Source organism: Achromobacter sp. SIMBA_011, from assembly GCF_046535435.1.
Lineage (GTDB): Bacteria > Pseudomonadota > Gammaproteobacteria > Burkholderiales > Burkholderiaceae_B > Achromobacter > Achromobacter dolens.
The window spans coordinates 89,139-111,712 of the sequence record NZ_JAWRWN010000011.1 but is presented as its reverse complement, the minus strand read 5'-3'; the positions used below and the strand labels follow the sequence as shown (position 1 = coordinate 111,712).

At 66.7% G+C, this 22,574-nt stretch carries 23 protein-coding genes; 18 read left to right on the top strand and 5 right to left on the bottom strand.

Annotation, left to right across the window (positions count from 1 at the left end):
- Nucleotides 1-92: 92 nt before the first annotated feature.
- Both ttcA and folB read right to left on the bottom strand, forming a co-directional pair.
- Nucleotides 93-1,109 carry a tRNA 2-thiocytidine(32) synthetase TtcA gene (ttcA, locus tag SB816_RS27115; RefSeq protein ID WP_054503621.1) on the bottom strand — a complete coding sequence of 339 codons (1,017 nt, stop codon included), beginning with the start codon at nt 1,107-1,109 and terminating at the stop codon, nt 93-95.
- A 2-nt stretch (nt 1,110-1,111) separates the two neighbouring features.
- A complete protein-coding gene (folB, locus tag SB816_RS27110; protein ID WP_006386740.1) occupies nt 1,112-1,471 on the bottom strand; it encodes a dihydroneopterin aldolase in 360 nt (119 codons plus the stop codon).
- A 122-nt stretch (nt 1,472-1,593) separates the two neighbouring features.
- Between folB and SB816_RS27105 the strand changes: the two genes are divergently transcribed.
- Nucleotides 1,594-2,496, top strand: coding sequence for an NAD(P)/FAD-dependent oxidoreductase (locus SB816_RS27105; protein ID WP_054503620.1), 903 nt, complete (start codon nt 1,594-1,596; stop codon nt 2,494-2,496).
- A gap of 109 nt (nt 2,497-2,605) precedes the next feature.
- On the opposite strand, the gene pcaD is transcribed toward SB816_RS27105, so the two are convergent.
- Nucleotides 2,606-3,406 (bottom strand): 3-oxoadipate enol-lactonase, encoded by an 801-nt coding sequence (pcaD, locus tag SB816_RS27100; RefSeq protein WP_054503774.1) that lies wholly within the window; start codon nt 3,404-3,406, stop codon nt 2,606-2,608.
- 157 nt (nt 3,407-3,563) lie between these two features.
- Here pcaD and SB816_RS27095 point away from each other — a divergent pair, with 157 nt between their 5' ends.
- Nucleotides 3,564-4,484 carry a LysR family transcriptional regulator gene (locus SB816_RS27095; protein WP_410547789.1) on the top strand — a complete coding sequence of 307 codons (921 nt, stop codon included), beginning with the start codon at nt 3,564-3,566 and terminating at the stop codon, nt 4,482-4,484.
- Between the two features lie 61 nt (nt 4,485-4,545).
- On the opposite strand, the gene SB816_RS27090 is transcribed toward SB816_RS27095, so the two are convergent.
- A complete protein-coding gene (locus tag SB816_RS27090; protein ID WP_049070818.1) occupies nt 4,546-5,307 on the bottom strand; it encodes an aspartate/glutamate racemase family protein in 762 nt (253 codons plus the stop codon).
- Nucleotides 5,308-5,433: 126 nt separating this feature from the next.
- Between SB816_RS27090 and SB816_RS27085 the strand changes: the two genes are divergently transcribed.
- From SB816_RS27085 to SB816_RS27065, 5 genes are all read left to right on the top strand, one after another.
- Entirely contained in the window at nt 5,434-6,324 is an 891-nt protein-coding gene (locus SB816_RS27085) for a LysR substrate-binding domain-containing protein (RefSeq protein WP_116792731.1), read from the top strand.
- A gap of 123 nt (nt 6,325-6,447) precedes the next feature.
- Nucleotides 6,448-7,416, top strand: a complete 969-nt coding sequence (locus SB816_RS27080; RefSeq protein ID WP_410547788.1) for a Bug family tripartite tricarboxylate transporter substrate binding protein — start codon at nt 6,448-6,450, stop codon at nt 7,414-7,416.
- Complete coding sequence (locus tag SB816_RS27075) at nt 7,417-8,082, top strand: 3-oxoacid CoA-transferase subunit A (protein ID WP_064525946.1); 666 nt, start codon at nt 7,417-7,419, stop codon at nt 8,080-8,082.
- A gap of 1 nt (nt 8,083) precedes the next feature.
- Nucleotides 8,084-8,788: a 3-oxoacid CoA-transferase subunit B gene (locus SB816_RS27070; RefSeq protein WP_054503616.1), complete on the top strand. Its 705-nt coding sequence runs from the start codon at nt 8,084-8,086 to the stop codon at nt 8,786-8,788.
- 37 nt (nt 8,789-8,825) lie between these two features.
- Nucleotides 8,826-9,818 (top strand): tripartite tricarboxylate transporter substrate binding protein, encoded by a 993-nt coding sequence (locus tag SB816_RS27065; protein WP_410547787.1) that lies wholly within the window; start codon nt 8,826-8,828, stop codon nt 9,816-9,818.
- Nucleotides 9,819-10,216: 398 nt separating this feature from the next.
- On the opposite strand, the gene SB816_RS27060 is transcribed toward SB816_RS27065, so the two are convergent.
- Nucleotides 10,217-11,992 (bottom strand): M61 family metallopeptidase, encoded by a 1,776-nt coding sequence (locus SB816_RS27060; RefSeq protein WP_144656704.1) that lies wholly within the window; start codon nt 11,990-11,992, stop codon nt 10,217-10,219.
- Nucleotides 11,993-12,031: 39 nt separating this feature from the next.
- Between SB816_RS27060 and SB816_RS27055 the strand changes: the two genes are divergently transcribed.
- The 11 genes from SB816_RS27055 (at nt 12,032) to SB816_RS27005 (ending at nt 22,487) form a co-directional block, all read left to right on the top strand.
- Nucleotides 12,032-12,808: an enoyl-CoA hydratase gene (locus SB816_RS27055; protein ID WP_049070829.1), complete on the top strand. Its 777-nt coding sequence runs from the start codon at nt 12,032-12,034 to the stop codon at nt 12,806-12,808.
- 292 nt (nt 12,809-13,100) lie between these two features.
- Nucleotides 13,101-14,663 carry a DUF1254 domain-containing protein gene (locus SB816_RS27050; RefSeq protein ID WP_054503613.1) on the top strand — a complete coding sequence of 521 codons (1,563 nt, stop codon included), beginning with the start codon at nt 13,101-13,103 and terminating at the stop codon, nt 14,661-14,663.
- Between the two features lie 460 nt (nt 14,664-15,123).
- Entirely contained in the window at nt 15,124-15,537 is a 414-nt protein-coding gene (locus SB816_RS27045) for an ATP synthase subunit I (RefSeq protein ID WP_054503772.1), read from the top strand.
- Between the two features lie 86 nt (nt 15,538-15,623).
- The gene (atpB, locus tag SB816_RS27040; protein ID WP_006386764.1) at nt 15,624-16,505 is read left to right on the top strand and encodes a F0F1 ATP synthase subunit A; all 882 of its coding nucleotides are present in this window, start codon (nt 15,624-15,626) and stop codon (nt 16,503-16,505) included.
- Between the two features lie 118 nt (nt 16,506-16,623).
- Nucleotides 16,624-16,866, top strand: a complete 243-nt coding sequence (gene atpE / locus SB816_RS27035) for a F0F1 ATP synthase subunit C (protein WP_003815363.1) — start codon at nt 16,624-16,626, stop codon at nt 16,864-16,866.
- Nucleotides 16,867-17,008: 142 nt separating this feature from the next.
- Entirely contained in the window at nt 17,009-17,479 is a 471-nt protein-coding gene (locus SB816_RS27030) for a F0F1 ATP synthase subunit B (RefSeq protein ID WP_006227275.1), read from the top strand.
- Nucleotides 17,480-17,491: 12 nt separating this feature from the next.
- A complete protein-coding gene (locus SB816_RS27025; protein WP_049070834.1) occupies nt 17,492-18,031 on the top strand; it encodes a F0F1 ATP synthase subunit delta in 540 nt (179 codons plus the stop codon).
- 31 nt (nt 18,032-18,062) lie between these two features.
- Nucleotides 18,063-19,604 carry a F0F1 ATP synthase subunit alpha gene (gene atpA / locus SB816_RS27020; RefSeq protein WP_049070835.1) on the top strand — a complete coding sequence of 514 codons (1,542 nt, stop codon included), beginning with the start codon at nt 18,063-18,065 and terminating at the stop codon, nt 19,602-19,604.
- 98 nt (nt 19,605-19,702) lie between these two features.
- The gene (gene atpG / locus SB816_RS27015; protein WP_049070836.1) at nt 19,703-20,608 is read left to right on the top strand and encodes a F0F1 ATP synthase subunit gamma; all 906 of its coding nucleotides are present in this window, start codon (nt 19,703-19,705) and stop codon (nt 20,606-20,608) included.
- A gap of 43 nt (nt 20,609-20,651) precedes the next feature.
- The gene (gene atpD / locus SB816_RS27010) at nt 20,652-22,052 is read left to right on the top strand and encodes a F0F1 ATP synthase subunit beta (RefSeq protein WP_006386768.1); all 1,401 of its coding nucleotides are present in this window, start codon (nt 20,652-20,654) and stop codon (nt 22,050-22,052) included.
- Between the two features lie 9 nt (nt 22,053-22,061).
- Complete coding sequence (locus SB816_RS27005; protein ID WP_049070837.1) at nt 22,062-22,487, top strand: F0F1 ATP synthase subunit epsilon; 426 nt, start codon at nt 22,062-22,064, stop codon at nt 22,485-22,487.
- The last annotated feature ends 87 nt before the right edge of the window (nt 22,488-22,574 follow it).

The window sequence follows — 22,574 nt, the reverse complement described above, 5'->3', positions numbered from 1 at the left end:
GCCACTATGGAAAAGGCCCCGGTATTTCGCCCCTCGTGGGTCGGAACATCGGGGCCTTTTGCTATCCACGCCGCGCGCGGACAGGGCGGCGTTCAGCCGCGCGTGAAGGTCACTTTCTTTTCGACGATGCCAGCGGCGTCGGGCGTGGCGGGCGTATCGCCACAGGCTTCGTCCGCCTCATCCGACGGATCGACCGTGTCGAACGCGGTGTCGCCGTTGGCGTCCGGCACGCCGGTCGGCTTGAGGCCGACGAAGTCGAACAGGTCGCGGTCCATCAGGTGCGACGGCACCACGCGTGACAGCGCGTTGAAGACGTTCCACGAGCGGCCCGGGTGCTCCTTGTCCCATTGCTTGATCATGCGGCCGACTTCCTTGCGCTTCAGGTTTTCCTGGGAGCCGCACAGGTTGCAGGGGATGATCGGGAACTGCTTGAGTTCGGCGTAGGCGATCAGGTCGGTTTCCGGCACGTAGGCGAGCGGGCGGATGACGGTGTGGCGACCGTCGTCGGACACCAGCTTGGGCGGCATGCCCTTGGCCTTGCCGCCGTAGAACAGGTTCAGGAAGAACGTGCCCAGGATGTCGTCGCGGTGGTGGCCGAGCGCGATCTTGGTGGCGCCCAGTTCCGAGGCCACGCGGTACAGGATGCCGCGGCGCAGGCGCGAACAGAGCGAGCACATCGTCTTGCCTTCTTCGAGCACGCGCGTGACGATGGAATAGGTATCCTGCGTCTCGATGTGGAACGGCACGCCCAGTTCGGTCAGGTAGCGCGGCAGGATGTCGGCCGGAAAGCCGGGTTGCTTCTGGTCCAGGTTGACCGCGATCAGTTCGAACCGGAACGGCGCGCGCTTTTGCAACTGGAGCAGGATGTCCAGCATGGCGTAGGAGTCCTTGCCGCCCGACAGGCACACCATGACGCGGTCGCCCGCCTCGATCATGTTGTAGTCGGAGAGGGCGCGGGTGGTCTCGCGCGCCAGGCGCTTGGTGAGCTTGTTGCCTTCGTGGCGGGCCTTCTTGTCGTCGGGGCCGGCCACGGAGACGGCGCGGGTCGGCGCCGCCGCGTCAGGAGAGTCCGCCACGGCGCGGATGTCGGGGGAGGCGATATCGTTCATGGTCAACGCGAGATCTGGATTTCCACGCCCACCGCCGCACAGTCGGAGAAGGCCATGGGCTTGCTGATGCGCAGGCGCAGCGAGCGGATTTCATGGAAGTCGGCCAACAGGCGCGCGGCGACTTGTTCCACCAGGGTTTCGATCAGGTTCACGTGCGCCTGGGTGCACTCCTCGACGATGGCCTCGCGCAGGCGGCGATAGTCCAGCACGCTGTGGATATCGTGGTCGTCGACCGCGCGCTGGATGTCGACGTCGAACTCGGCATCGACGTGCAGCGGCTGGGTGGCGCGGCGTTCATGTTCGAGGATGCCGATGCGGGCGTCGAGCGCGAGCCCGGATAGGATGATGCGGCGAGTGGGCATGATGAAAACCTGGGTGGAATCCCGGAATTGTAAGGCGGCGGCGGACCGGGCCGGCGCGCTGGCTACAATTCGGCCATGGCCGGACGCCCGCGTGGGGGCGGCGACGGCAAACAAGGGATGAAATGCAACAGATGCACGATGCGGTCATTGTAGGCGGCGGCCCGGCCGGCGCCTCCTGCGCCCTCTGGCTGGCCCGGCTGGGCCTGGCGCCGTTGCTGGTCGAGGCAAGCGGCCGCCTGGGCGGCCTGGCCGTGGACAACCCCTTCGCCGACGACTGGATCGCGGTGCTGCCCGGCATGACCGGCCAGCAGGTGGCCGCCAATATCGATACCAGCGTGCGCGCCGCTGGCGTTCCGCTGCGCCTGGACACCCGGGTGACGGCGGTGCGGCCCTGCAAGGGCGGCATCGAGGCGACCCTTTCCGACGCCAATGGGGACGTATCGCTGGCGCGCGGCCGCACCCTGGTGATCGCCTCGGGCGTGCGCGCCAAGGGCTTTCCGGAACATCCGCCGGGCTCGCAGTGGCCGGGGGTGCTGATCGGGCCGGGTTCGCCGATCGTGGCGCAGGATTACTCCGGCCTGTCGGTGGCGGTGCTGGGGGGCGGCGACAACGCCTTCGAGAATTACGTCTATGTGCGCAACCGCGGCGCACGCGCCGTGCACCTGTACGCCCGCAGCGTGCGCGCCCAGCAGCAGTGGGTGCTGCGCGCCGGCAAGGAAGGCGTGCGCATCGGTCCGTACCAGGTCGATCCGGCCACCCGCAGCGTCGACGGCCAGCGCTACGACCTGATCCTGGTGTTCTACGGCTGGGAGCCGCAGGCCGCGTTCGCCGACGGCCTGCAACTGGCGCGCGACGAGCGTGGCTACATCCGCACCGATTTCGCCACCGCCGAGACCAGCGTGCCGGACATCTACGCCATCGGCGAGGTGGCTCACCGCATGCATCCCTGCGTGGTCACGTCGATGGCGGACGGCGTGGTGGCGGCCAAGGCGATCCAGCGGCGCTGGGAACGCGCCGGGGAATAACGCCGGGGCCGTTGTGCGGCGCCGCTGACATCACGCCCGTCGACGCCGCCATCGCGTCGCCGAATGTCCGACCCTGCAAACGGCCGGCATCGGGCGACGCGCCCGGGCCTCAGCGCGCCAGCAGGAATCCCAGCACCGCGTCGCGGAATTCATCCGGCCGCTCGATGTTGGACAGGTGCACCGCCTCCAACAGCAGCCACTGCGCGCCCGGCACGGTCGCGGCGATCTGTTCGCCATGGCTGGCGGCCGTGACGGTGTCGTCGCGGCCCGCGATCACCAGCGTCGGCCGCGGAATCAGCGCGATGGTGCGGCGCAGGTCGGCGTCGCGCACCGCGGCGAACGCGCCCGCCAGGCCTTGCGGATCGGTGTTCAGCAGCATGTCGCGGAAGGTGTCGATGACCGGCCCGCCGGCGCGCAGCATCGACGCCGGGAACCAGTTCGCCAGGAACGTCTCGGCGGCCTGTGTCATGTCCGGCGCCCGCAGCGTGGTGGCGATGCGTTCATCCCACTGCGGCGCGGGGCCGAGATAGGGCGAGGTGTTGGCCAGGATCAGGCGGTCGATGCGCTCGGGCGCATGCACGCCCAGCCATTGCCCGATGATGCCGCCCAGCGACAGGCCGAGGAAGTGGGCGCGCGTCACGTCCAGCGCATCGAACAGCTCCAGCACGTCGCGGCCGAGCCGGTCCAGCGAGTAGGCGCCGGCAGGCACGCTGGAATTGCCATGCCCGCGGGTATCGAAGCGGAGCACGCGGAAATGCCGCGCCAGCGCCGGCACCAGGTCGTCCCACATGTGCAGCGTGGTGCCGATGGAGTTGGACAAGGCCAGCAGCGGCAGGCCGGCATCGCCGTCCCAGCGGTAGGCGATGCGGGCGCCGTCGCCCGTGGTGATGAAAGTCGTGTCGGCAGGCATGATGAGCGTCCTGTTCATGAAGGAGATGCGAGGCCTGGAGCGGATGTCGCGCTCATCTGCCGGGCCGGGCAACGGGGTAGTCGTTGAAGACATCGTAGTTGCCGCCCGGCCTGAAAGAAATTACAAAGACCGCACAGTCACTGTAGGAAAACCTGACATGAGCGAGTTCACCCTGCACGACCTGCAGTGCTTTGACGCGGTGGTGCGGGCCGGCGGCTTCCAGGCCGCCGCCGAGACCCTGCACCGCTCGCACCCGGCGGTATTCGCCGCCGTGGCCAAGCTGGAGCGCCAATTGGACCTGGCGCTGCTGGACCGCAGCGGCTACCGGGTGCGGCCCACCGCCGCGGGGCATTCGTTCCATCTGCGCGCGCAGGGCCTGCTGCGCGAACTGGCCGGCCTGCGCGCCCACGCCGAACAACTGGCGATGGGCCAGGAAAGCGAGTTGAACGTGGTGATTGGCGACTTCTGTCCACGCCCGCTGCTGCTGGGACTGTTGGGCCAGTTCTTCGCGCAGTGGCCGGCCACGCGCCTGAACCTGCACTTCGAGGCCGTGACCGGGCCGTGGGAACGGCTGCTGGACGGCGATGCCGACCTGATCCTGCACCGCGTGGAGCCGGGCGAGGCGCGCGTCGAATGCCTGGAACTGGGCAGCGTGCCATTCGTGCCGGTGGCCGCACCCGGCTATCTGCCGTCGGCCCCGCGCGCGTTGCGGCCCGAGCACCTGCGCGACTACACCCAATGCGTCATGCGCGACACCGCCCGCCACACGCCGGCGCGCGATTACTTCATGGTGGAGGGGGCGCGTCAGTGCACCGTGGCCGACCAACTGATGAAGAAGGAGATCATCCTGCAGGGCCTGGGCTGGGGCCACATGCCGCGCTTCCTGGTGGAAGACGAGTTGCGCGATGGCCGCCTGTGGTCGCTGGCCAATCGTCACCTGCCGGGCAGCACCGAGACGTTGGCGGCCGCGCGCCGCGCCGACCGGCCGCAGGGGCCGGTCATGACGCGCTTGTGGGACACGTTGCGCGCGCACGCGCCCGCCATTCGACAGGCTGTGTCGCCGGTAAAAAAGCGCTAGCCCTGATCCCGCATCCGAAAGCCGCTTGCCCTGCCTTTCGCGCAGGTGGCGGCCACGCCGCTCAGTACTTGCCGGTCAGCAGTTCGCCGGCGTCGGGCACGCGCGTTTCCAGGTCCAGCACCTTGAGCATGCGATAGACCGTGGCCGCGGCGGCCGTCACCACCGGCAGGCCCAGGCGGTCCTGCACCGGCTGGATCGACGCCAGCGACGGCATCTGCACGCAGGCCGACAGCACCACCGCGTCGACGCCGCGCGTATCCAGGCGTTCGACATGGCTGGCGGGCGCCAGCGGGTCCTGCGCGCCCACCTTCAGGTTGTCGGCGATCTCCAGCGACAGGCTGTCGTGCACCTCGATGCCTTCGTGTTCGATGTAGTCCACCACCAGCTTGGTCAGCGGCTTCATGTAGGGCGTCAGGATGGCGACCTTGCGCGCGCCGATGGCGTGCAGGCCCTCGACCAGCGCGCCGGCGCTGGAGACGATGGGCGCGGGCGCGCCGTTGTCCACGGTGGCCTGGTGCAGCCGTTCCTGCGAGGCGCGGTGGTAGCCCAGGCCCTGCGCCATGATGGCCACCAGGCAGGCGTAGCCCAGCACGTCGACGCGCGCGTCCGACAGTTCCTGCGCGCAGCGGTCGGACTCGCGGTCCATCGAGGCCAGCTCGGCCGCCGTCACTTGCTTCATGCGCATGCGGCTGGAATGGAAGGTGAAGCGTTCGGGCGCGATGGTCTCGCGCCGGCGCAGCATGGCGGGGATCTCCGTTTCCATGGTGGTGTTGGAACTGGGAACGATCTGGCCGATGCGCAGGACGCGGGGCGACTGGGTCATGGCGGGTCTCCGGTAAGCGTTGTCAGCGCCCGGGAGGGCGCGAGAAGCCGATTCTGCTCGCCGCGAACGATAGTTTCCAATATAGTTTTTGTCTGGTTTCATATATTTCGCAAATCATTGGCCGCCATGGAAATCCGCCAACTCCGTTATTTCGCCGTGCTGGCCGAAGAACTCAACTTCACCCGCGCCGCCGCCCGGCTGCACATTTCGCAGCCGCCGCTGAGCCTGCAGATCGCCCAGCTCGAGCGCGAGCTGGAGGTCAGGCTGTTCGACCGCACCAACCGGCGGGTGACGCTGACCGAGGCCGGCGCCGCGTTCCTGAACGACGTGCGCGCCACGCTCGCCGGCCTCAAGGACGCCACGGTGCGGGCGCGCGCCGTCGACCAGGGCAGGGCGGGGCGGGTCGAGATCGGCCTGTCCGGCTCGCACTTCCTGGGGGCGGTGCCGGCGCTGATCGCGCGTCATGCGCAGACCCACCCGCAGGTGTCGGTGCTGCTCAATGAAATGAATCCCGCCGCGCAGTTGGACGCGGTGCGCGGCCACCGGATCGACGTCAGCATCTCGCGCACCGCCGTGGACGACGACGAACTGCAATCGCTGGCGCTGTGGCCCGATCCCGTGGTGGCGGCCCTGCCGCCCGGGCACCGCCTGGCCGGGCGCAAGCGCCTGGCGTTGGCCGACCTCAGGCAGGACGCTTTCGTGATGCTGCGCACCGAGACCTCGGCCTTCGCCCGCGAGCTGGCCGATACCTGCGCCCGCGCCGGCCTGGCGCAGTCGGTGGCGCAGCGCGTGGCCGAAGTGCCGGCGCAACTGGCGCTGGTGGCGGCCGGGCTGGGCGTGGCCCTGGTGCCGGGCTCTGCGTGCGGCCATTTCGGCGCGCGCATCGCGGTGTGCGCGCTGCCGGCCGCGGTCGGCAGCGGCACGGTCTACGCAGTCACGCGGCGCGACGACGGCAACCGCGCGCTGCAGGCGTTCCTGCGCACGGCGGGACAGATCGCGGCGCGCCCGCCGCGCTGAGACGCGCGCTCTTTTGCGCAGGCGAAGCCGCTCCTCCAGATTCCGGAATAGGCATTTCGCGGCATCGCGGCCACACTCTCCCGCACAAGTTGATTCGCACCAGGATCACGCAGGGAGACAAGCATGCTGCACCCGCAACGCTGGCTGGCCGCCAGCGCGCTGTCGCTCGCCATGGCGGGTCCCGCCCTGGCGGCGTGGCCCGAACGGCCCATCACCCTTATCGTGCCGGCTTCGCCCGGCGGCACCACCGACATCGCGGCGCGCCTGATCGCCGACAAGCTGGCCACGAAGCTGGGCCAGCAGGTTATCGTGGAGAACCGCGCCGGCGCCGCCGGCATCATCGGCGCGCAGACCCTGGCGCGCGCCAAGCCTGACGGCTACACGGTGCTGATGGGCAACATCGGCCCCAACGCCATCAACTACGCGCTCTACAAGACGCTGCCCTACAAGCCGGCCGACTTCGCGCCGGTGACGCTGGTGATTTCCGTGCCCAACGTGCTGGTGGTCAACGAGGCCTCGCCCGCGCACAGCGTGGCCGACCTGCTGGCGCTGGCTCGCAAGGACCCGGGCAAGGTGTCGTTCGGCAGTTCGGGCAGCGGCCAGTCGCCGCACCTGTCGGCCGAGCTGTTCAAGCAGCGCGCCGGCATCGGTGGCACGCACGTGCCCTACAAGGGCGCGGGCCCCGCGGTGGCGGCGCTGCTGGGCCAGCAGTTCACCTTCATGATCGACAACCTGCCCAGCTCCATGCCCTACATCCAGTCGGGCAAGCTGCGCGCGCTGGCCGTCACCAGCGCGCGGCGCCTGGCGGAATTGCCCGACGTGCCGACGATGGCCGAGGCCGGCGTGTCCGACATGGTGGTCACCGCCTGGTTCGGCCTGGTGGCGCCGGTCGGCACGCCCGCCACCGTCATCGACACGCTTTATGCCGCCACCCGCGACGTGGTGCGCAGCCCCGACATCGCCGAGCGCTTTCGTGCCATGGGCGGGCAGGCCGGCGGCAACACGCCAGCCGAGTTCGCCGCCTTCATCGACCAGGAACGCACGCGCTGGAAACAGATCGTGGACGCCGCGGGCATCGCGCAGGAGCAATAAGTGATCGACAAGATTCAGGCTTGCATGAGGGATGCCGTGGCCGTCATTCCCGACGGCGCCAGCGTGCTGGTGGGGGGCTTCGGCGAGGCCGGCGTGCCGTACGAATTGCTGCACTGCCTGGCCGAGCTGGGCCGGCGCGACCTGACCCTCATCGCGAACAACGCCGGCACCCACGACCGCGGCATCGCCGCGCTGCTCAATCGCCGCCAGGTGCGCAAGATCATCTGCTCGCATCCGCGCCCGCCCAATTCAGAAGCGTTCGCCCGCGCCTTCCGCGCCGGCGAGGTGGAGCTGGAATGCGTGCCGCAGGGCACCCTGGCCGAACGCCTGCGCGCGGCCGGCGCGGGCCTGGGGCCGTTCTACACGCCCACCGGCTACGGCACCGAGCTGGCGCAAGGCCGCCGCCAGGAGGTGATCGACGGCGTCGGCTACGTGCTGGAGCAGCCGCTGCGCGGCGACTACGCACTGATCCGCGCGCACCAGGGCGACCGCTGGGGCAACCTGATGTACCGCCACGCCGCGCGCAATTTCAATCCCGTGATGTGCATGGCCGCCGGCCACGCCATCGCCCAGGTCGACGAGGTCGTGCCGCTGGGCGCCTTCGCGCCCGAGCACATCATGACGCCCGGCCTGTTCGTGAAAACCGTGGTGCGGGTGGAGACCTGACATGCCGACGATCACCCCCATGACCCGCCAGCAGGTCGCGCAACTGCTGGCCGGCGATATCCCCGACGGCTCGGTCGTCAACCTCGGCATCGGCATGCCGACCCTGGTGGGCGACTACCTGCCGCCCGACAAGGACATCCTCTTGCACAGCGAGAACGGCATCACCGGCATGGGGCCGGCCGCGGCTGGAGACGCCATCGATCCGGACCTCATCAACGCCAGCCGCCAGCCCATCACGCTGCTGCCGGGCGCCTCCATCACCGAACACACCGTGTCGTTCGCCATGATGCGCGGCGGCCATCTCGACTACGCCGTGCTCGGCGCCTTCCAGGTCTCGGAACGCGGCGACCTGGCCAACTGGAAGACCGACGCCGCCGACGCCATTCCGGCCGTCGGCGGCGCCATGGACCTGGCGGTCGGCGCGCGCCAGGTGCTGGCCATGATGGAACACCGCGGCCGCGACGGCGCGCCCAAGATTCTGCGCCAATGCCGCTACCCACTGACCGGCGCGCGCGTCGTCACACGTATCTACACCGACCTGGCCGTGATCGACGTTACGCCCGACGGCCTGCGCGTGCACGCCATGCTGCGGGGCGTCAGCGCCGACGATCTGCAGGCCGCCACCGAAGCGCCCTTGCGGTTTACCGACACGCCATCGGTCATCGCGCTCGATGCCGCCGGCGCGCCGCGCTACGTCAGGGGCTGAGGCAACCCGCCCTGTCCGAGCCATCCCGGAGTCCGCCATGCACCGTCCCGTCCTAGCCGTCCTGGCAACCGCCAGCCTGTTGTTTGCCGCGGCGACCACCGTCCGCGCACAGCCCGCGGCGGCAGCACCCGCCGGCGCCTATCCCGACAAGCCGATTACGCTGCTGATCCCGTATCCGCCCGGCGGCAGCGCCGACATGCTGGCCCGCCCGCTCGGCGCGGCCTTGCAGAAGAAGTGGAACCAGCCCGTGGTGCTGGAGTACAAGCCGGGCGCCGGCGGCGCCATCGCCTCTTCGCAACTGGCGCGTGCCAAACCGGACGGCTACACCCTGCTGATGGTCCTGGCCGCCCACGCCATCAATCCCAGCCTCTACCCCTCGCTGCCCTACGACACCCGGCGCGACTTCGCCCCGGTCTCGCTGGTCGCGACCCTGCCCATGCTGGTCTCGGCCCCGCTGTCCACGCCAGCGAACAACATCCCTGAACTCATCGCCTACGCCAGGCAGCATCCCGGCAAGCTCAGCTTCGCCTCCGCCGGCAACGGCAACACCAGCCACCTGGCCGCCGAGATCTTCAAGCACCGCACCGGCGCCGACATGCTGCACGTCCCCTACAAAGGCAGCGGCCCCGCCGTCGTCGCCCTGTTGGGCGGCGAGGTCTCCCTGATGTTCGACAGCATCTCCACCTCGCTGCCCCAGGTCCAGTCCGGCAAGCTCAAGGCCCTGGCCGTCACCGGCGAACACCGCTCCCCCTTGCTGCCCAACGTCCCCACCGTCGCCGAAGCCGTCCCCGGCTTCGTCGTCAACGGCTGGTACGGCATCCTGGCCCCCGCCAACACGCCACCCGCCATCCTCGACACCCTCAGCAGCGCCATCGCCGCCGCCATCAACACCCCCGACCTGAAGGCCCAGCTAAACAGCTACGGCTACGAAACCGTAGGCTCAACCCCCGCCGCCTTCGCCGACCACATCAACAAGGAACTCGACACCTGGAAACAAGCCGTCGAAGTCTCCGGCGCGAAGTTGAACTGAAGCACACGCGAGAGCGTCATCACAAATCGCAAGACACAACGTAAGCCGCAAAAGGCCGCCCGCGCGGCCGCTTTGCGGCGGGCCCCGCAAGACCCTCCCACCCCACACCTAGACGGCAAAAACGCCAAGCAAACAGCCCACCCCAGCAACGGCCGTTAAGTCTCAACGCGAGCGTGTGGCGGGGCAGGCGGGGGAGGGCGGGGCGTGTAGATGCGCCCAAGGGAAACCGAAGGGAGCCGAAGGCGTACGAGGTTGACGCAGGGGCAGTCCGGAGCGAAGGCTCCGGACCGCAATCGTAGCCCCGTCCTCCCCCGCCTGCCCCGCCACACGCGCCTAAAGAACCCCACCGCCCCAATGCAAAAAGAGCCTTCCAATAAAGAAGGCCCTCAAAAAAATACTCACCCAACCGACAACACACAATCCAGCGCCTCAGGCCCATTCAAACGAACCTGAAACACCCTCAACTCATCCCGCCTGAACACATGCACGCTCACGCGATCCCCCACCCGATACTGCCCCAGCAACACTTCGACGCCCGCGGCCCCTTCGACCTTCAAGCCATCGATCGCCACCAGCACATCCCCGGCAGACAACCCGCCCTTATGTCCCGCGCCGCCCTCCAGCACCGTCGCCAGCACCAGTGAATCCCCCTGCTTGCGCGTGCGCACATCCAGCGAAGGAATATTGACCGAGGCTTTCCATTGCAGCTTGACGCCTTGAGCGGCCAGCAGCTCCGCCAGCGGCACATCCGCCGTCCCGTAGGCATGCCGCGCGATGAAGCGCCGCGCATCCACCCCGGTCGCCTCCTTGATCAGCGCCGGCAGGCCATCCTCCGCCAACCCCTGCGCCTTGCCGCGATAGAAATCGCGCCCATACCGCTGCCACAACAGCCGCATCACATCGTCCAGCGAATGCGCGCCCGCAGACTCCTGGCGGATCAGCAGATCCAGCCCCAGCGCCACCAGCGCGCCCTTGGTGTAATAACTCACCAGCGCATTGGGCGAATTCTCGTCCTGCTTGTAATAGCGCGTCCACGCGTCGAACGAACTTTCCGCCACCGACTGCTTGTGCCGCCCCGGCGTGCGCGCCACGCTGGTGATGGTCTTGGCCAGCAGGCGCAGGTAATCGTTCTGCGTGATGACGTTGGAGCGCAGCAGCAGCAGATCGTCGTAGTAGGACGTGAACCCCTCGAACACCCACAACAGCCGCGTCAGGTCCGGCTGCGCCAGGTCGTACGGCACGAACGCCTGCGGCTTGATGCGCTTGACGTTCCAGGTATGGAAATACTCGTGGCTGACCAGCCCCAGGAAGCCGCGATAGCCTTCGCCCTGGCCCTGCTGGCCCAGCACCGGCAGGTCCTTGCGCGCCGTCATCAACGCCGTGCTGGCGCGGTGTTCCAGGCCGCCGTAGCCGTCGCCCGTCACCATCGTCATGAAGACATAGCGGTCGCTGCTGTCCAGGAAGGGCGCGCGCTTGCCGCGCGGTTCGAAAAAGGCGATCTGGGTTTCGCAGATCCTGCGTACGTCGTCGGTGATGCGGGCCAGGTCCAGGTTGGGCGCCACGCCTGTGAACACCAGTTCGTGCTCGGCGCCATGCGCCGTGAAGCTCGCCACCTGCGGCGTGCCCATTTCAACGGGATGATCGATCAGCGCGTCGTAGTCCGGCGCCAGGTACAGGCCGAAGCCATGGCGGCGCGCCGCGCCCGTGTGGCCGCGGGCCTCGGGCAGGCTGGTGTAGACCTTCCAGCCGTCGATGCCGCGCGGCGGCGCCAGGTCCACCAGGCAGGGCAGGTGGTCCTGTCCATGCACGCGCAGGAACACGCTGGTGCCGTTGAAGAAACCGTGGGTTTCGTCCAGGTGCGCGCCGCGCACCGACAGGTCCCAGGCGTAAACCGTGTACTCGACCCGCAGCGGGCCGTCGCAGGGCGCGGCCTGCCAGGTGTGATTGTCTATTTTGTCGACAGCCACGCGGCGATTGCCGCAATGGGCCGTCAGCGACTCGATCTGGCGCGAAAAATCGCGGATCAGGTAGCTGCCCGGAATCCAGGCCGGCAGCGACAGGCGCTGGCCGTCCGGCGAGGGCGCCTGGATGGTTAGGGTTATCCGGTAGCGGTGCCCCGCGGGGTCGTGGGGCGCGAGGCGGTAAAGTATGGGGAAAGCATCGGTTTTTTCCATGCGTATATCTTATTTCATCCCATCCTCTGGAGACAGGTAATGAGCGAGTCGTTTGTGCTGGTCGAAACCCGCGGCCGCGTCGGTCTGCTGACGCTGAACCGCCCCAAGGCGCTCAACGCGCTCAACGATCAACTGATGAACGAGCTCGGGGCGGCGCTGCTGGCTTTCGAGGCGGATGCGGACATCGGCGCGGTCGTCATCACCGGCAGCGAAAAGGCCTTTGCCGCGGGCGCCGACATCGGCGCCATGAAAGACTGGTCGTACATGGATGTGTACGGCAGCGAATACATCACCCGCAACTGGGAAACCCTCAAGCGCATCCGCAAGCCCGTGATCGCCGCGGTCGCCGGCTACGCGCTCGGCGGCGGCTGCGAACTGGCCATGATGTGCGACATCATCATCGCCGCCGACACGGCCAAGTTCGGCCAGCCCGAGATCAAGCTGGGCGTCATTCCCGGCGCCGGCGGCACCCAGCGCCTGCCGCGTGCGGTGGGCAAGGCCAAGGCCATGGACATGGCCCTGACCGCCCGCATGATGGGCGCCGAGGAAGCCGAGCGCGCCGGCTTGGTGTCGCGCGTGGTGCCGGCCGACAAGCTGATGGACGAAGCCCTGGAGGCCGCCACCGTGATCGCCTCGATGTCGCTGCCCTCGGTCATGATGGCCAAGGAATGCGTCAACCGCGCCTTCGAAGGTTCGCTCAACGAAGGCTTGCTGTTCGAGCGCCGCGTCTTCCATTCGCTGTTCGCGACCGAGGACCAGAAGGAAGGCATGGCCGCCTTCACCGAAAAGCGCAAACCGGACTTCAAACACCGTTAAGCCTTGTTACGCCGGCCCGGCTGCGCCGGGGCCGGGTATCCCGGGCGCGTGGCCCCGACGTCCGGCCCTGTTTTCCCGTGCGCGCCCTTTCCGGGCGCGTTTTTCATGCCTGCGCGGTCGGGTTGGTGCGTTGCGCCTTGAAACTTTTGGACAGCACCTTGTTGCAGTGATCGGCCCTATCCTGAAAACGCGTCACTCTGAAAACGAGATGTCGCGCCAGAGAGGCTTGCCCGAACTGGTAAGCCCCAAGCGCGGCGGCTCGTCTGCAAACAATAGCAACAAGGAGCCTTGCATGCGTACTTCCCCCTTCAACCGCCGGTGGTCAGCCGCCGTGCTCGCGGGCGCCCTCAGCGCCTGCTTCATGACCGCTACGCAAGCGCAATCGCCGCAGCCGACGCTGCGGCTGGTATCGGAAACGCCGTATCCCGCCGCCAACGCGCCCGCGCCGCAGATGAGCGCGCAGGAACTGCGCGACATCGCGATCGACGCCTATGTCTACGCCTATCCGATGGTGGTGATGGAGCTGGCGCGCCGCAAGGCCACCGCGGTGCAGTCGCCGCTCGAAGGCAAGGCGCCCGTCAACCAGTTCGGCCACAAGGCCGCCTTCCCCGATCCGCGCGCCGCCGACACGCCCTGGCCCAGCGCCGACGCGCTGTATTCGAGCCTGTGGTTCGATGTCTCGCGCGCACCGCTGATCGTGCGCCTGCCCGACACCGGCAACCGCTACACCGTGCTCTCGGCGCTGGATATGTGGAGCGACGTGTTCGCCTCGCGCGGCACGCGCACCAATGGCCAGGGCGCGCAATCGTTCGCCATCGTCGGTCCCCATTGGGACGGTGTGCCGCCGCCGGGCGTGGACGTGATCCGCAGCCCCACCTCGACCGGCTGGCTGATCGGCTGGACCCAGACCGGCGGTCCGCAGGACTACGCCGCGGTCAACCAGATCCAGGCCAACATGTCGGCCAGCCCCATGGTGACGCCGGTGGCGCCGGCGCCCGGCCGCCATCGCGGTCCTGGCAGCGCCACGCCGTATCCGCAGACAGGTCCGGGCGTAGGCACGGCCCCGATCGGCAGCGACGTGCCGATGCCAATGTCCACCCCGGTGACGGTGGGCGAGGGCACGCCGGCCGAGCAGGCCGCGGGCCTGGATGCGGCGTCGTTCTTCACGCTGTTCTTCGACGTCATGCGCAACAATCCGCCGCATGCCAACGACACGCCGATTCTGGACCGCATGCGCCGCATCGGTCTGGACGCCCGCCAACCGTTCTCGTATGGCCGCTTGAGTCCTGCGGTGCAACAGGCGCTGACCGAGGCGCAGCCGCTGGCCGGCCGCCGCATCGCCGATGGCGTGTCGCGCCTGGCCACGCCGATGAACGGCTGGAACACCGTGCTCACCGGCATCGGCACCTATGGCACCGACTACACGCGCCGCGCCGCCATCGCCTATGCCGGCCTGGGCGCGCCGACCGCCGAGGACGTGCTTTATCCGGTCACGGTGGCCGACAGCAAGGGTCGCCCGCTCAACTCGAACGAGGACTACGTGCTGCATTTCGAGAAGGGCCAGTTGCCGCCGGCCAACGCCTTCTGGTCGCTGCATGTCTATAACGACAAGCACGGCTTCGCCGACAACCCGGCCAACCGCTATGCGCTGCGCAGCACCGACGGCCTGAAGTACAACGCCGATGGCTCCCTGGACATCTACATCCAGCGCCGCGATCCGGGCGAGCGCAAGCGCGCCAACTGGTTGGCGACGCCCGCCGCCGACGGCCAGTTCCTGCTGAGCATGCGCCTGTACTGGCCGCAGGATGTCGCGCTCGACGGGCAGTGGGCGCCGCCGCCGGTCAAGCGCGACTGACCGATCCGACGCGGCGCGGCTTTCGCCGCCGAGACGCGAACAACGGCCCCGCGAGGGGCCGTTTTTATTTGCCCGCCCGAGGTCCGCGCGACCCTTGGCGCATGCAAGGGCGCTCCGATTTCGCGTCCCCAATTTTTCACGCCGCGGGCGGCTCGGCGGATGCTGTTGCCGCCTTACAAACCGCCGAAAGTTCATTTGCTCGGGTAAAAAGAATCACGCTATACTCTGCGGGTTTGACGCTTGCGGGATAAGAACACATGGCAGGGATTTCGCCAGGGTTCTGACAGGGGCAAGGCTTGCGGTATGAGGCTTTAAGCGGGGAAGTTTGATGCAGCAGAACACAGTGCGGCACGAACCTGCGCGCGGTTGGGATGAGAAAACCCGGGATGCATCCTGTGGGTTGAATCAGCCCCTTGCGCAACAGGGCGAGGCACGCCAGGTTCTGGCGGATCAGGATCCGGTGGACCGGGTGCTGGTTCTCAGCGACGCGGACCGCGCGGCGCTGAATGCGCAGGCTGGCCGCGGACTCTTGTTGGCACTGGCGGCGCAAGGCGCCATGGGGCTCGCAGCAGCAGTAATAGCGGGGTTTGTCGGAGGGGCGGCGGCAGGTTGGTCGGCGCTGGCGGGGGCAGGAGCGTATTTCATACCCAATGCGTTGTTCGCATTGCGCCTGGCTGTCAGTGTTCGGGCCGGTAAGGCCAGTCCCTTTACCTTTCTCTCTGGTGAGTTGATCAAGTTGTTCGCAACGGCGTTGCTGTTGTGGCTGCTTTCGCGTGTGGCGCAGGACAGTCTCGTCTGGCCCGCCGCGCTGCTGGGCTTGATACTCACGCTGAAGGGATATCTCCTGCTTTTGATGTTCCGCAAGTTGTCATAGCGCGCCGGGTAGGTAACGGCAAACGGAATCGTGGAATCGTCCGGCTCGCAAGGGCTCGGGCATACAGCAAATAGGGTAGGATTCAAATGGCTGCTGCCAGCGACGTGTCGCCTCAGTCCGCTTATATTCAGCACCACCTGGTGCACCTGAACAATACGGGCGAAAAACAGACTGCAATTGCTCAGTTTGACATCATCAACTACGACTCGTTGTTCTGGTCCGGCCTGACGGGCCTGATCGTCATCTTCTTCCTGTGGCGCGCCGCCCGCCGTGCGACCGCCGGCGTTCCGGGCCGCTTCCAGGCCTTCGTGGAAATGATCGTCGACATGGTCGACGACCAGGCCAAGGGCATCGTCCACAATGCCAAGAGCCGCCTCTTCATCGCTCCGCTCGCCCTCACCGTGTTCCTCTGGATCATCCTGATGAACGCGCTGGACCTGCTGCCCGTCGACCTGATGCCGTCGATCTGGCGCCTGACCGGCCTGGGCGCGCACCACGGCGACCCCCTCTACTACCACCGCGTGCTGCCGACGGCCGACCTGAACGTGCCGATGGGCATGTCGCTGGGCGTGCTGCTGCTGATGTTCTACTACGGCATCAAGATCAAGCACCCGGGCGGCTTCGTCAAGGAACTGTTCACCGCGCCGTTCCATGCGCATGGCCTGGGCGCGCTCGTCCTGGCGCCGTTCAACCTGCTGCTGAACCTGATCGAATACGCCGCCAAGTCCGTGTCGCTGGGCATGCGGTTGTTCGGCAACATGTTCGCCGGCGAATTGATTTTCATGCTGATCGCCCTCTTGGGCGGTGCCTGGACCGGTTTCAACGGCGCCAGCATCGGCTTGGGAATCGGCCACGTGCTGGCCGGCTCGATCTGGGCCATCTTCCACATCCTGATCGTGTTGCTCCAGGCCTTCATCTTCATGATGCTGACCCTGGTGTACCTCGGCCAGGCGCACGAAGGCCACTGATCCCCCGAATTTCCGGCGTCGGCCTCCGGGCCGGCGCTGGATAGCAAGATCCTCTTGCATTGAGCAGTACCCCAATCTTTTATTTTTTTGACTTCAGATTTCTAACCAAGGAGTTGTCATGACCAACGTCGCTTTCGTTGCTCTCGCTTGCGGTCTTATCATCGGTCTGGGCGCTATCGGCGCTTGCATCGGCATCGCACTGATGGGCGGCAAATACCTGGAAGCTTCGGCTCGTCAGCCTGAACTGATGAATGCTCTGCAAACCAAGATGTTCCTGCTGGCTGGCCTGATCGACGCGGCATTCCTGATCGGCGTGGGTATCGCCATGCTGTTCGCCTTCGCCAACCCGTTCGTCGGCTAAGGCACGCCCGCCGGCGAAAAGGCGGGTCATGACGCTGGCGGCGATGCGGGCCTGAGCCCCGTCGCCGACCGGCAAAGTATCGAGTGCTCCGCGTTGCCCGCCCCGGGTGTCGTCGGAGCCGCAAGGTGTTAAAGGAACGACCGTGAATCTGAACGCGACGATCATTTTCCAGATGCTCGTGTTCTTCGTTCTGGGCTGGTTCACGATGAAATTCGTGTGGCCTCCTCTGACGAAGGCGATGGACGAGCGCCGCCAAAAAATCGCCGACGGCCTTGCCGCCGCGGAGAAGGGCAAGGCCGATCTGGCCCAGGCCCAGGCGCGTGTCAGTCTGATCGAGGCTTCTGCCAAGTCCGAAAACCACGCCCGCATCATCGAGGCCGAGAAGCAAGCCGCCTCCCTGATCGAGCAGGCCCGCCGTGAAGCGGAAGCCGAGCGTGCCCGCATCGTGGCGCAAGCTGCACAGGATGCCGCGCAGGAAGTCCAGCGCGCCCGTGATTCGCTGCGCGACGACGTCGCCGCGCTGGCCGTCAAGGGTGCTGAACAGATCCTCAAGCGCGAGGTTGACGCCCGCGCCCACGCCGAGCTGCTGAACCAGCTCCGCGCGCAGCTTTAATCCGGGACCGTCATGGCTGAACTTTCCACTGTTGCCAGGCCCTACGCCGAAGCCTTGTTCGCCGCCGCGCGCGACGACAAGGCCGGCCTGCAGGCTTGGGCCGACCTGGTCAGCGAGCTGTCGCAGGTCGCCTCCAACCCCGACGTGCGCGAGGCCATGGCCGATCCGCGTCTGGGCGACAAGCAGCGCGTCGAGCTGTTTACCGGCCTGGTGAAGGCCGAACTGCCCCAGGCCGCCCGCAATTTCATCGAGCTGCTGGTCGAAAACGACCGGTTGCTGCTGCTGCCCGAGATCGCCACGCAATTCGTGGTGCTGCGGAACCGTCACGACGGCACGGCGCAGGCGGAAATCACCAGCGCGTTCGAGCTGAGCGACGCCCAGGTCCAAGAACTGGTCGTTGCCCTCGAGAAGAAATTCGGCCTGAAGCTCAAGCCCGTCGTCACCGTCGACCAGTCGTTGATCGGCGGCGTGCGCGTGGCCGTCGGGGACCAGGTGCTCGATACTTCCGTACAAGCCCAATTGGCCCGCATGCGCGATACGCTCGCCGCTTAAAGGCAGCACTAACAGGATTCCAGGAGTCAATATGCAACTCAATCCCTCCGAGATCAGCGAACTGCTCAAGAGCCGCATCGAGGGCCTGGGCGCTTCGGCTGATGTCCGTACTCAGGGCACCGTCGTGTCCGTGACCGACGGTATTACCCGCATCCACGGCCTGTCCGACGTGATGCAGGGCGAAATGCTCGAATTCCCCAACAACGTCTTCGGTCTGGCGCTCAACCTCGAGCGTGATTCCGTCGGCGCCGTTATTCTCGGTGACTACACCGGCGTGTCCGAAGGCGACGCGGTCAAGACGACCGGCCGCATTCTGGAAGTGCCGGTCGGCCCCGAGCTGAAAGGCCGCGTGGTCAACACGCTGGGCGAGCCGATCGACGGCAAGGGCCCCGTGAACGCCAAGGCCACCGACATCATCGAAAAAGTGGCCCCCGGCGTTATCGCCCGCCGCTCGGTGTCGCAGCCGCTGCAAACCGGCATCAAGGCTATCGACTCGATGGTTCCCATCGGCCGCGGCCAGCGCGAACTGATCATTGGCGACCGCCAGACCGGCAAGACCGCCGTGGCCGTCGACACCATCATCAGCCAGAAGGGCAAGGGCGTCACCTGCGTGTACGTCGCCATCGGCCAGAAGGCTTCGACGATCAACAACGTGGTGCGCAAGCTGGAAGAGCACGGCGCGATGGAATACACCATCGTCGTGGCCGCCTCGGCTTCGGACTCCGCCGCCATGCAGTACCTGGCCGCCTACGCCGGCTGCACGATGGGCGAATACTTCCGAGATCGCGGCGAAGACGCCCTGATCGTCTATGACGACCTGACCAAGCAAGCCTGGGCCTACCGCCAGGTCTCGCTGCTGCTGCGCCGTCCGCCGGGCCGCGAAGCCTACCCGGGCGACGTGTTCTACCTGCACTCGCGCCTGCTCGAGCGTGCCGCTCGCGTGAACGAAGACTACGTCGAGAAGTTCACCGGTGGCGCCGTCAAGGGCAAGACCGGCTCGCTGACCGCGCTGCCGATCATCGAAACCCAGGCGGGCGACGTGTCGGCCTTCGTTCCGACCAACGTGATCTCGATCACCGACGGCCAGATCTTCCTGGAAACCGACCTGTTCAACGCCGGTGTGCGTCCCGCCATCAACGCCGGTATCTCGGTGTCGCGCGTGGGCGGTGCCGCCCAGACCAAGGTCGTCAAGAAGCTGTCCGGCGGTATCCGTACCGACCTGGCGCAGTACCGTGAACTGGCCGCCTTCGCGCAGTTCGCCTCGGACCTGGACGACGCCACCCGTCGCCAGCTCGAGCGCGGCAAGCGCGTGGTCGAACTGCTCAAGCAGCCGCAATACCAGCCGCTGCAAGTGTGGGAACTGGCCGTCACGCTGTACACGGTCAACAACGGCTACCTGGATGACGTGGACGTGGCCCAGGTGCTGTCGTTCGAGAAGGCGCTGAAGGACCAGCTCAAGGCCAAGCACGCGGCCCTGATCCAGCGCGTCGAAGACACCAAGGAACTGTCCAAGGATGACGAAAGCGAACTCGCCGCCGCCATCCAGGAATTCAAGAAGCACGGTGCTTTTTAAGAAAGTGATGGGTTAGGCGCGCTAGCGCCTCACCCATCCTTATCGGATGGTTGAGGCGCAAGCGACAACCCATCGGCCAGTCTTCACAGGAAAGCGCAATGCCCGGAATTAAGGAAATCCGAACCAAGATCAAGAGCGTGCAAAACACGCGCAAGATCACCAAGGCGATGGAAATGGTCGCCGCATCCAAGATGCGCAAGGCGCAGGAGCGGATGCGCGCGGGCCGTCCGTACGCCACCAAGGTGCGCGAGATCGCCGCGCACCTGATGCAGGCCAATCCCGAGTACAGCCACCCGTACCTGGTCGAGCGCGAAATCAAGGCGGTCGGCGTGGTCATGGTGACGACGGACAAGGGTCTGTGCGGCGGCTTGAACACCAACATCACCCGCGTGGTGTTGACGAAGCTGAAAGAGTTCGAGAAGAACGGCATCGCCGTTCAGGCGACCGCTTTCGGCAACAAGGGCGTGGGCGTGCTGTCCCGTATCGGCGCCAAGCTGGTTTCCCAGGAAGTGCAACTGGGCGACAAGCCGCAACTGGATCGCCTGCTGGGCGCGATCAAGGTGCAGCTCGACGCCTACCTGGAAGGCCGCATCGACGCGCTGTACGTGGCTTCGACCCGCTTCGTCAACACGATGAAGCAGGAGCCGCTGTTCCTGCGTCTGCTGCCCCTGGCCAGCGGTTTGGAAGATCCGTACCAGACGGGCGCCGAAAGCCTGGCCAAGACTTCGGAAGTGAAATCGGATTACAGCTGGGATTACATCTACGAACCCGACGCTCGTAGCGTGATCGACGACCTGCTGCAGCGTTACGTGGAAGGCCTGCTGTACCAAGCCGTGGCCGAGAACATGGCTTCGGAGCAGTCGGCCCGGATGGTCGCCATGAAGGCGGCGTCGGACAACGCCAAGAAGGTCATCGGCGATCTGCAACTGGTCTACAACAAGACCCGCCAGGCCGCGATCACCAAGGAAATTTCGGAAATCGTAGGGGGCGCTGCCGCCGTCTGAGGCAGGCAGCATCCCGTCAAAAGCTATCAAGCAAGGAATCGACATGAGCAACGGAACCATCGTTCAGTGCATCGGCGCCGTGGTGGATATTCAGTTCCCCCGCGATCACATGCCCAAGATCTACGAAGCGCTTACTCTGGTCGACGAGGGTTCCTCGTTCGCCGAAAAGGGTCTGACGCTGGAAGTGCAGCAACAGCTGGGTGACGGCGTGGTGCGTACCATCGCCCTGGGCTCCAGCGACGGCCTGCGCCGCGGCATGAAGGTCGCCGGCACCGGCGCCCCGATCTCGGTGCCGGTCGGCACCGGCACGCTCGGCCGCATCATGGACGTGCTGGGCCGCCCGATCGACGAAGCTGGCGAAATCCAGCACGACGAAAAGCGTGGCATCCACCAACCGGCTCCCCGTTTCGACGAGCTGTCGCCGTCGGTGGAACTGCTGGAAACCGGCATCAAGGTTATTGACCTGGTGTGCCCGTTCGCCAAGGGCGGCAAGGTCGGCCTGTTCGGCGGCGCCGGCGTGGGCAAGACCGTCAACATGATGGAACTGATCAACAACATCGCCAAGCAGCACAGCGGCTTGTCGGTGTTCGCCGGCGTGGGTGAGCGTACCCGTGAAGGCAACGACTTCTACCACGAAATGGAAGAGTCGAACGTTCTGGACAAGGTCGCCATGGTGTTCGGTCAAATGAACGAACCCCCGGGCAACCGTCTGCGCGTGGCGCTGACCGGCCTGACGATGGCCGAGAAGTTCCGCGACGAAGGCCGCGACATCCTGTTCTTCGTGGACAACATCTACCGCTACACCCTGGCCGGTACCGAAGTGTCGGCACTGCTGGGCCGTATGCCGTCGGCGGTGGGCTACCAGCCCACGCTGGCCGAAGAAATGGGCAAGCTGCAAGAGCGCATCACGTCCACCAAGACCGGCTCGATCACCTCGATCCAGGCCGTGTACGTGCCCGCTGACGACTTGACCGACCCGTCGCCCGCTACCACCTTCCAGCACTTGGACTCGACCGTCGTGCTGTCGCGTGACATCGCCGCCCTGGGTATCTACCCGGCCGTGGATCCGCTGGATTCGTCCAGCCGCCAGCTCGACCCGCAAGTCGTCGGCGAAGAGCACTACGCCGTGGCCCGTGGCGTGCAGCAGACGCTGCAGCGCTACAAGGAACTGCGCGACATCATCGCGATTCTGGGCATGGACGAACTGTCGCCGGAAGACAAGCAGGCCGTGGCCCGCGCCCGTAAGATCCAGCGTTTCCTGTCGCAGCCGTTCCACGTGGCCGAAGTGTTCACCGGTTCGCCCGGCAAGTACGTGCCGCTGGCCGAAACCATCCGTGGTTTCAAGATGATCGTGAACGGCGAGTGCGATGCGCTGCCGGAACAGGCCTTCTACATGGTCGGCTCGATCGACGAGGCCTTCGAGAAGGCCAAGAAACTGCAATAAGGAACCGATATGGCTACCCTGCATGTGGATGTCGTCAGCGCAGAGGAAGCGATCTTCTCCGGTGAGGCGAAGTTCGTGGTGCTGCCTGGCGAGGCGGGTGAGCTGGGCATCCTGCCCGGTCACACCCCGCTGATTTCGCGCATACGCCCCGGGACGGTCAAGATCGTTCGTGCCGACCAAGGCGAGGAAAACATCTTCGTCGCCGGGGGCATCCTGGAAGTGCAGCCGGGCAGCGTGACGGTCCTGGCCGACACGGCCATCCGTGCCGCCGACCTGGACGAGGCCCGTGCCCTGGAAGCGCGCAAGCGCGCCGAAGAGGCCCTGGCCAACGCCAAGGACAAGGCCGACATCGCGGTTGTCGAAGCCGAGCTGGCGATGCTGGCGGCGCAAGCCGTCGCCGCGCGCAAGCTGCGTCAAGGCGGTCGCTCGCACTGAGCGCACGACCTGCCGGGGTTCGCCCCGGATCCGGAAAAAGCGGCCCTGGGCCGCTTTTTTCATGCCCGCCTTTCGTGCTCGTTCGGC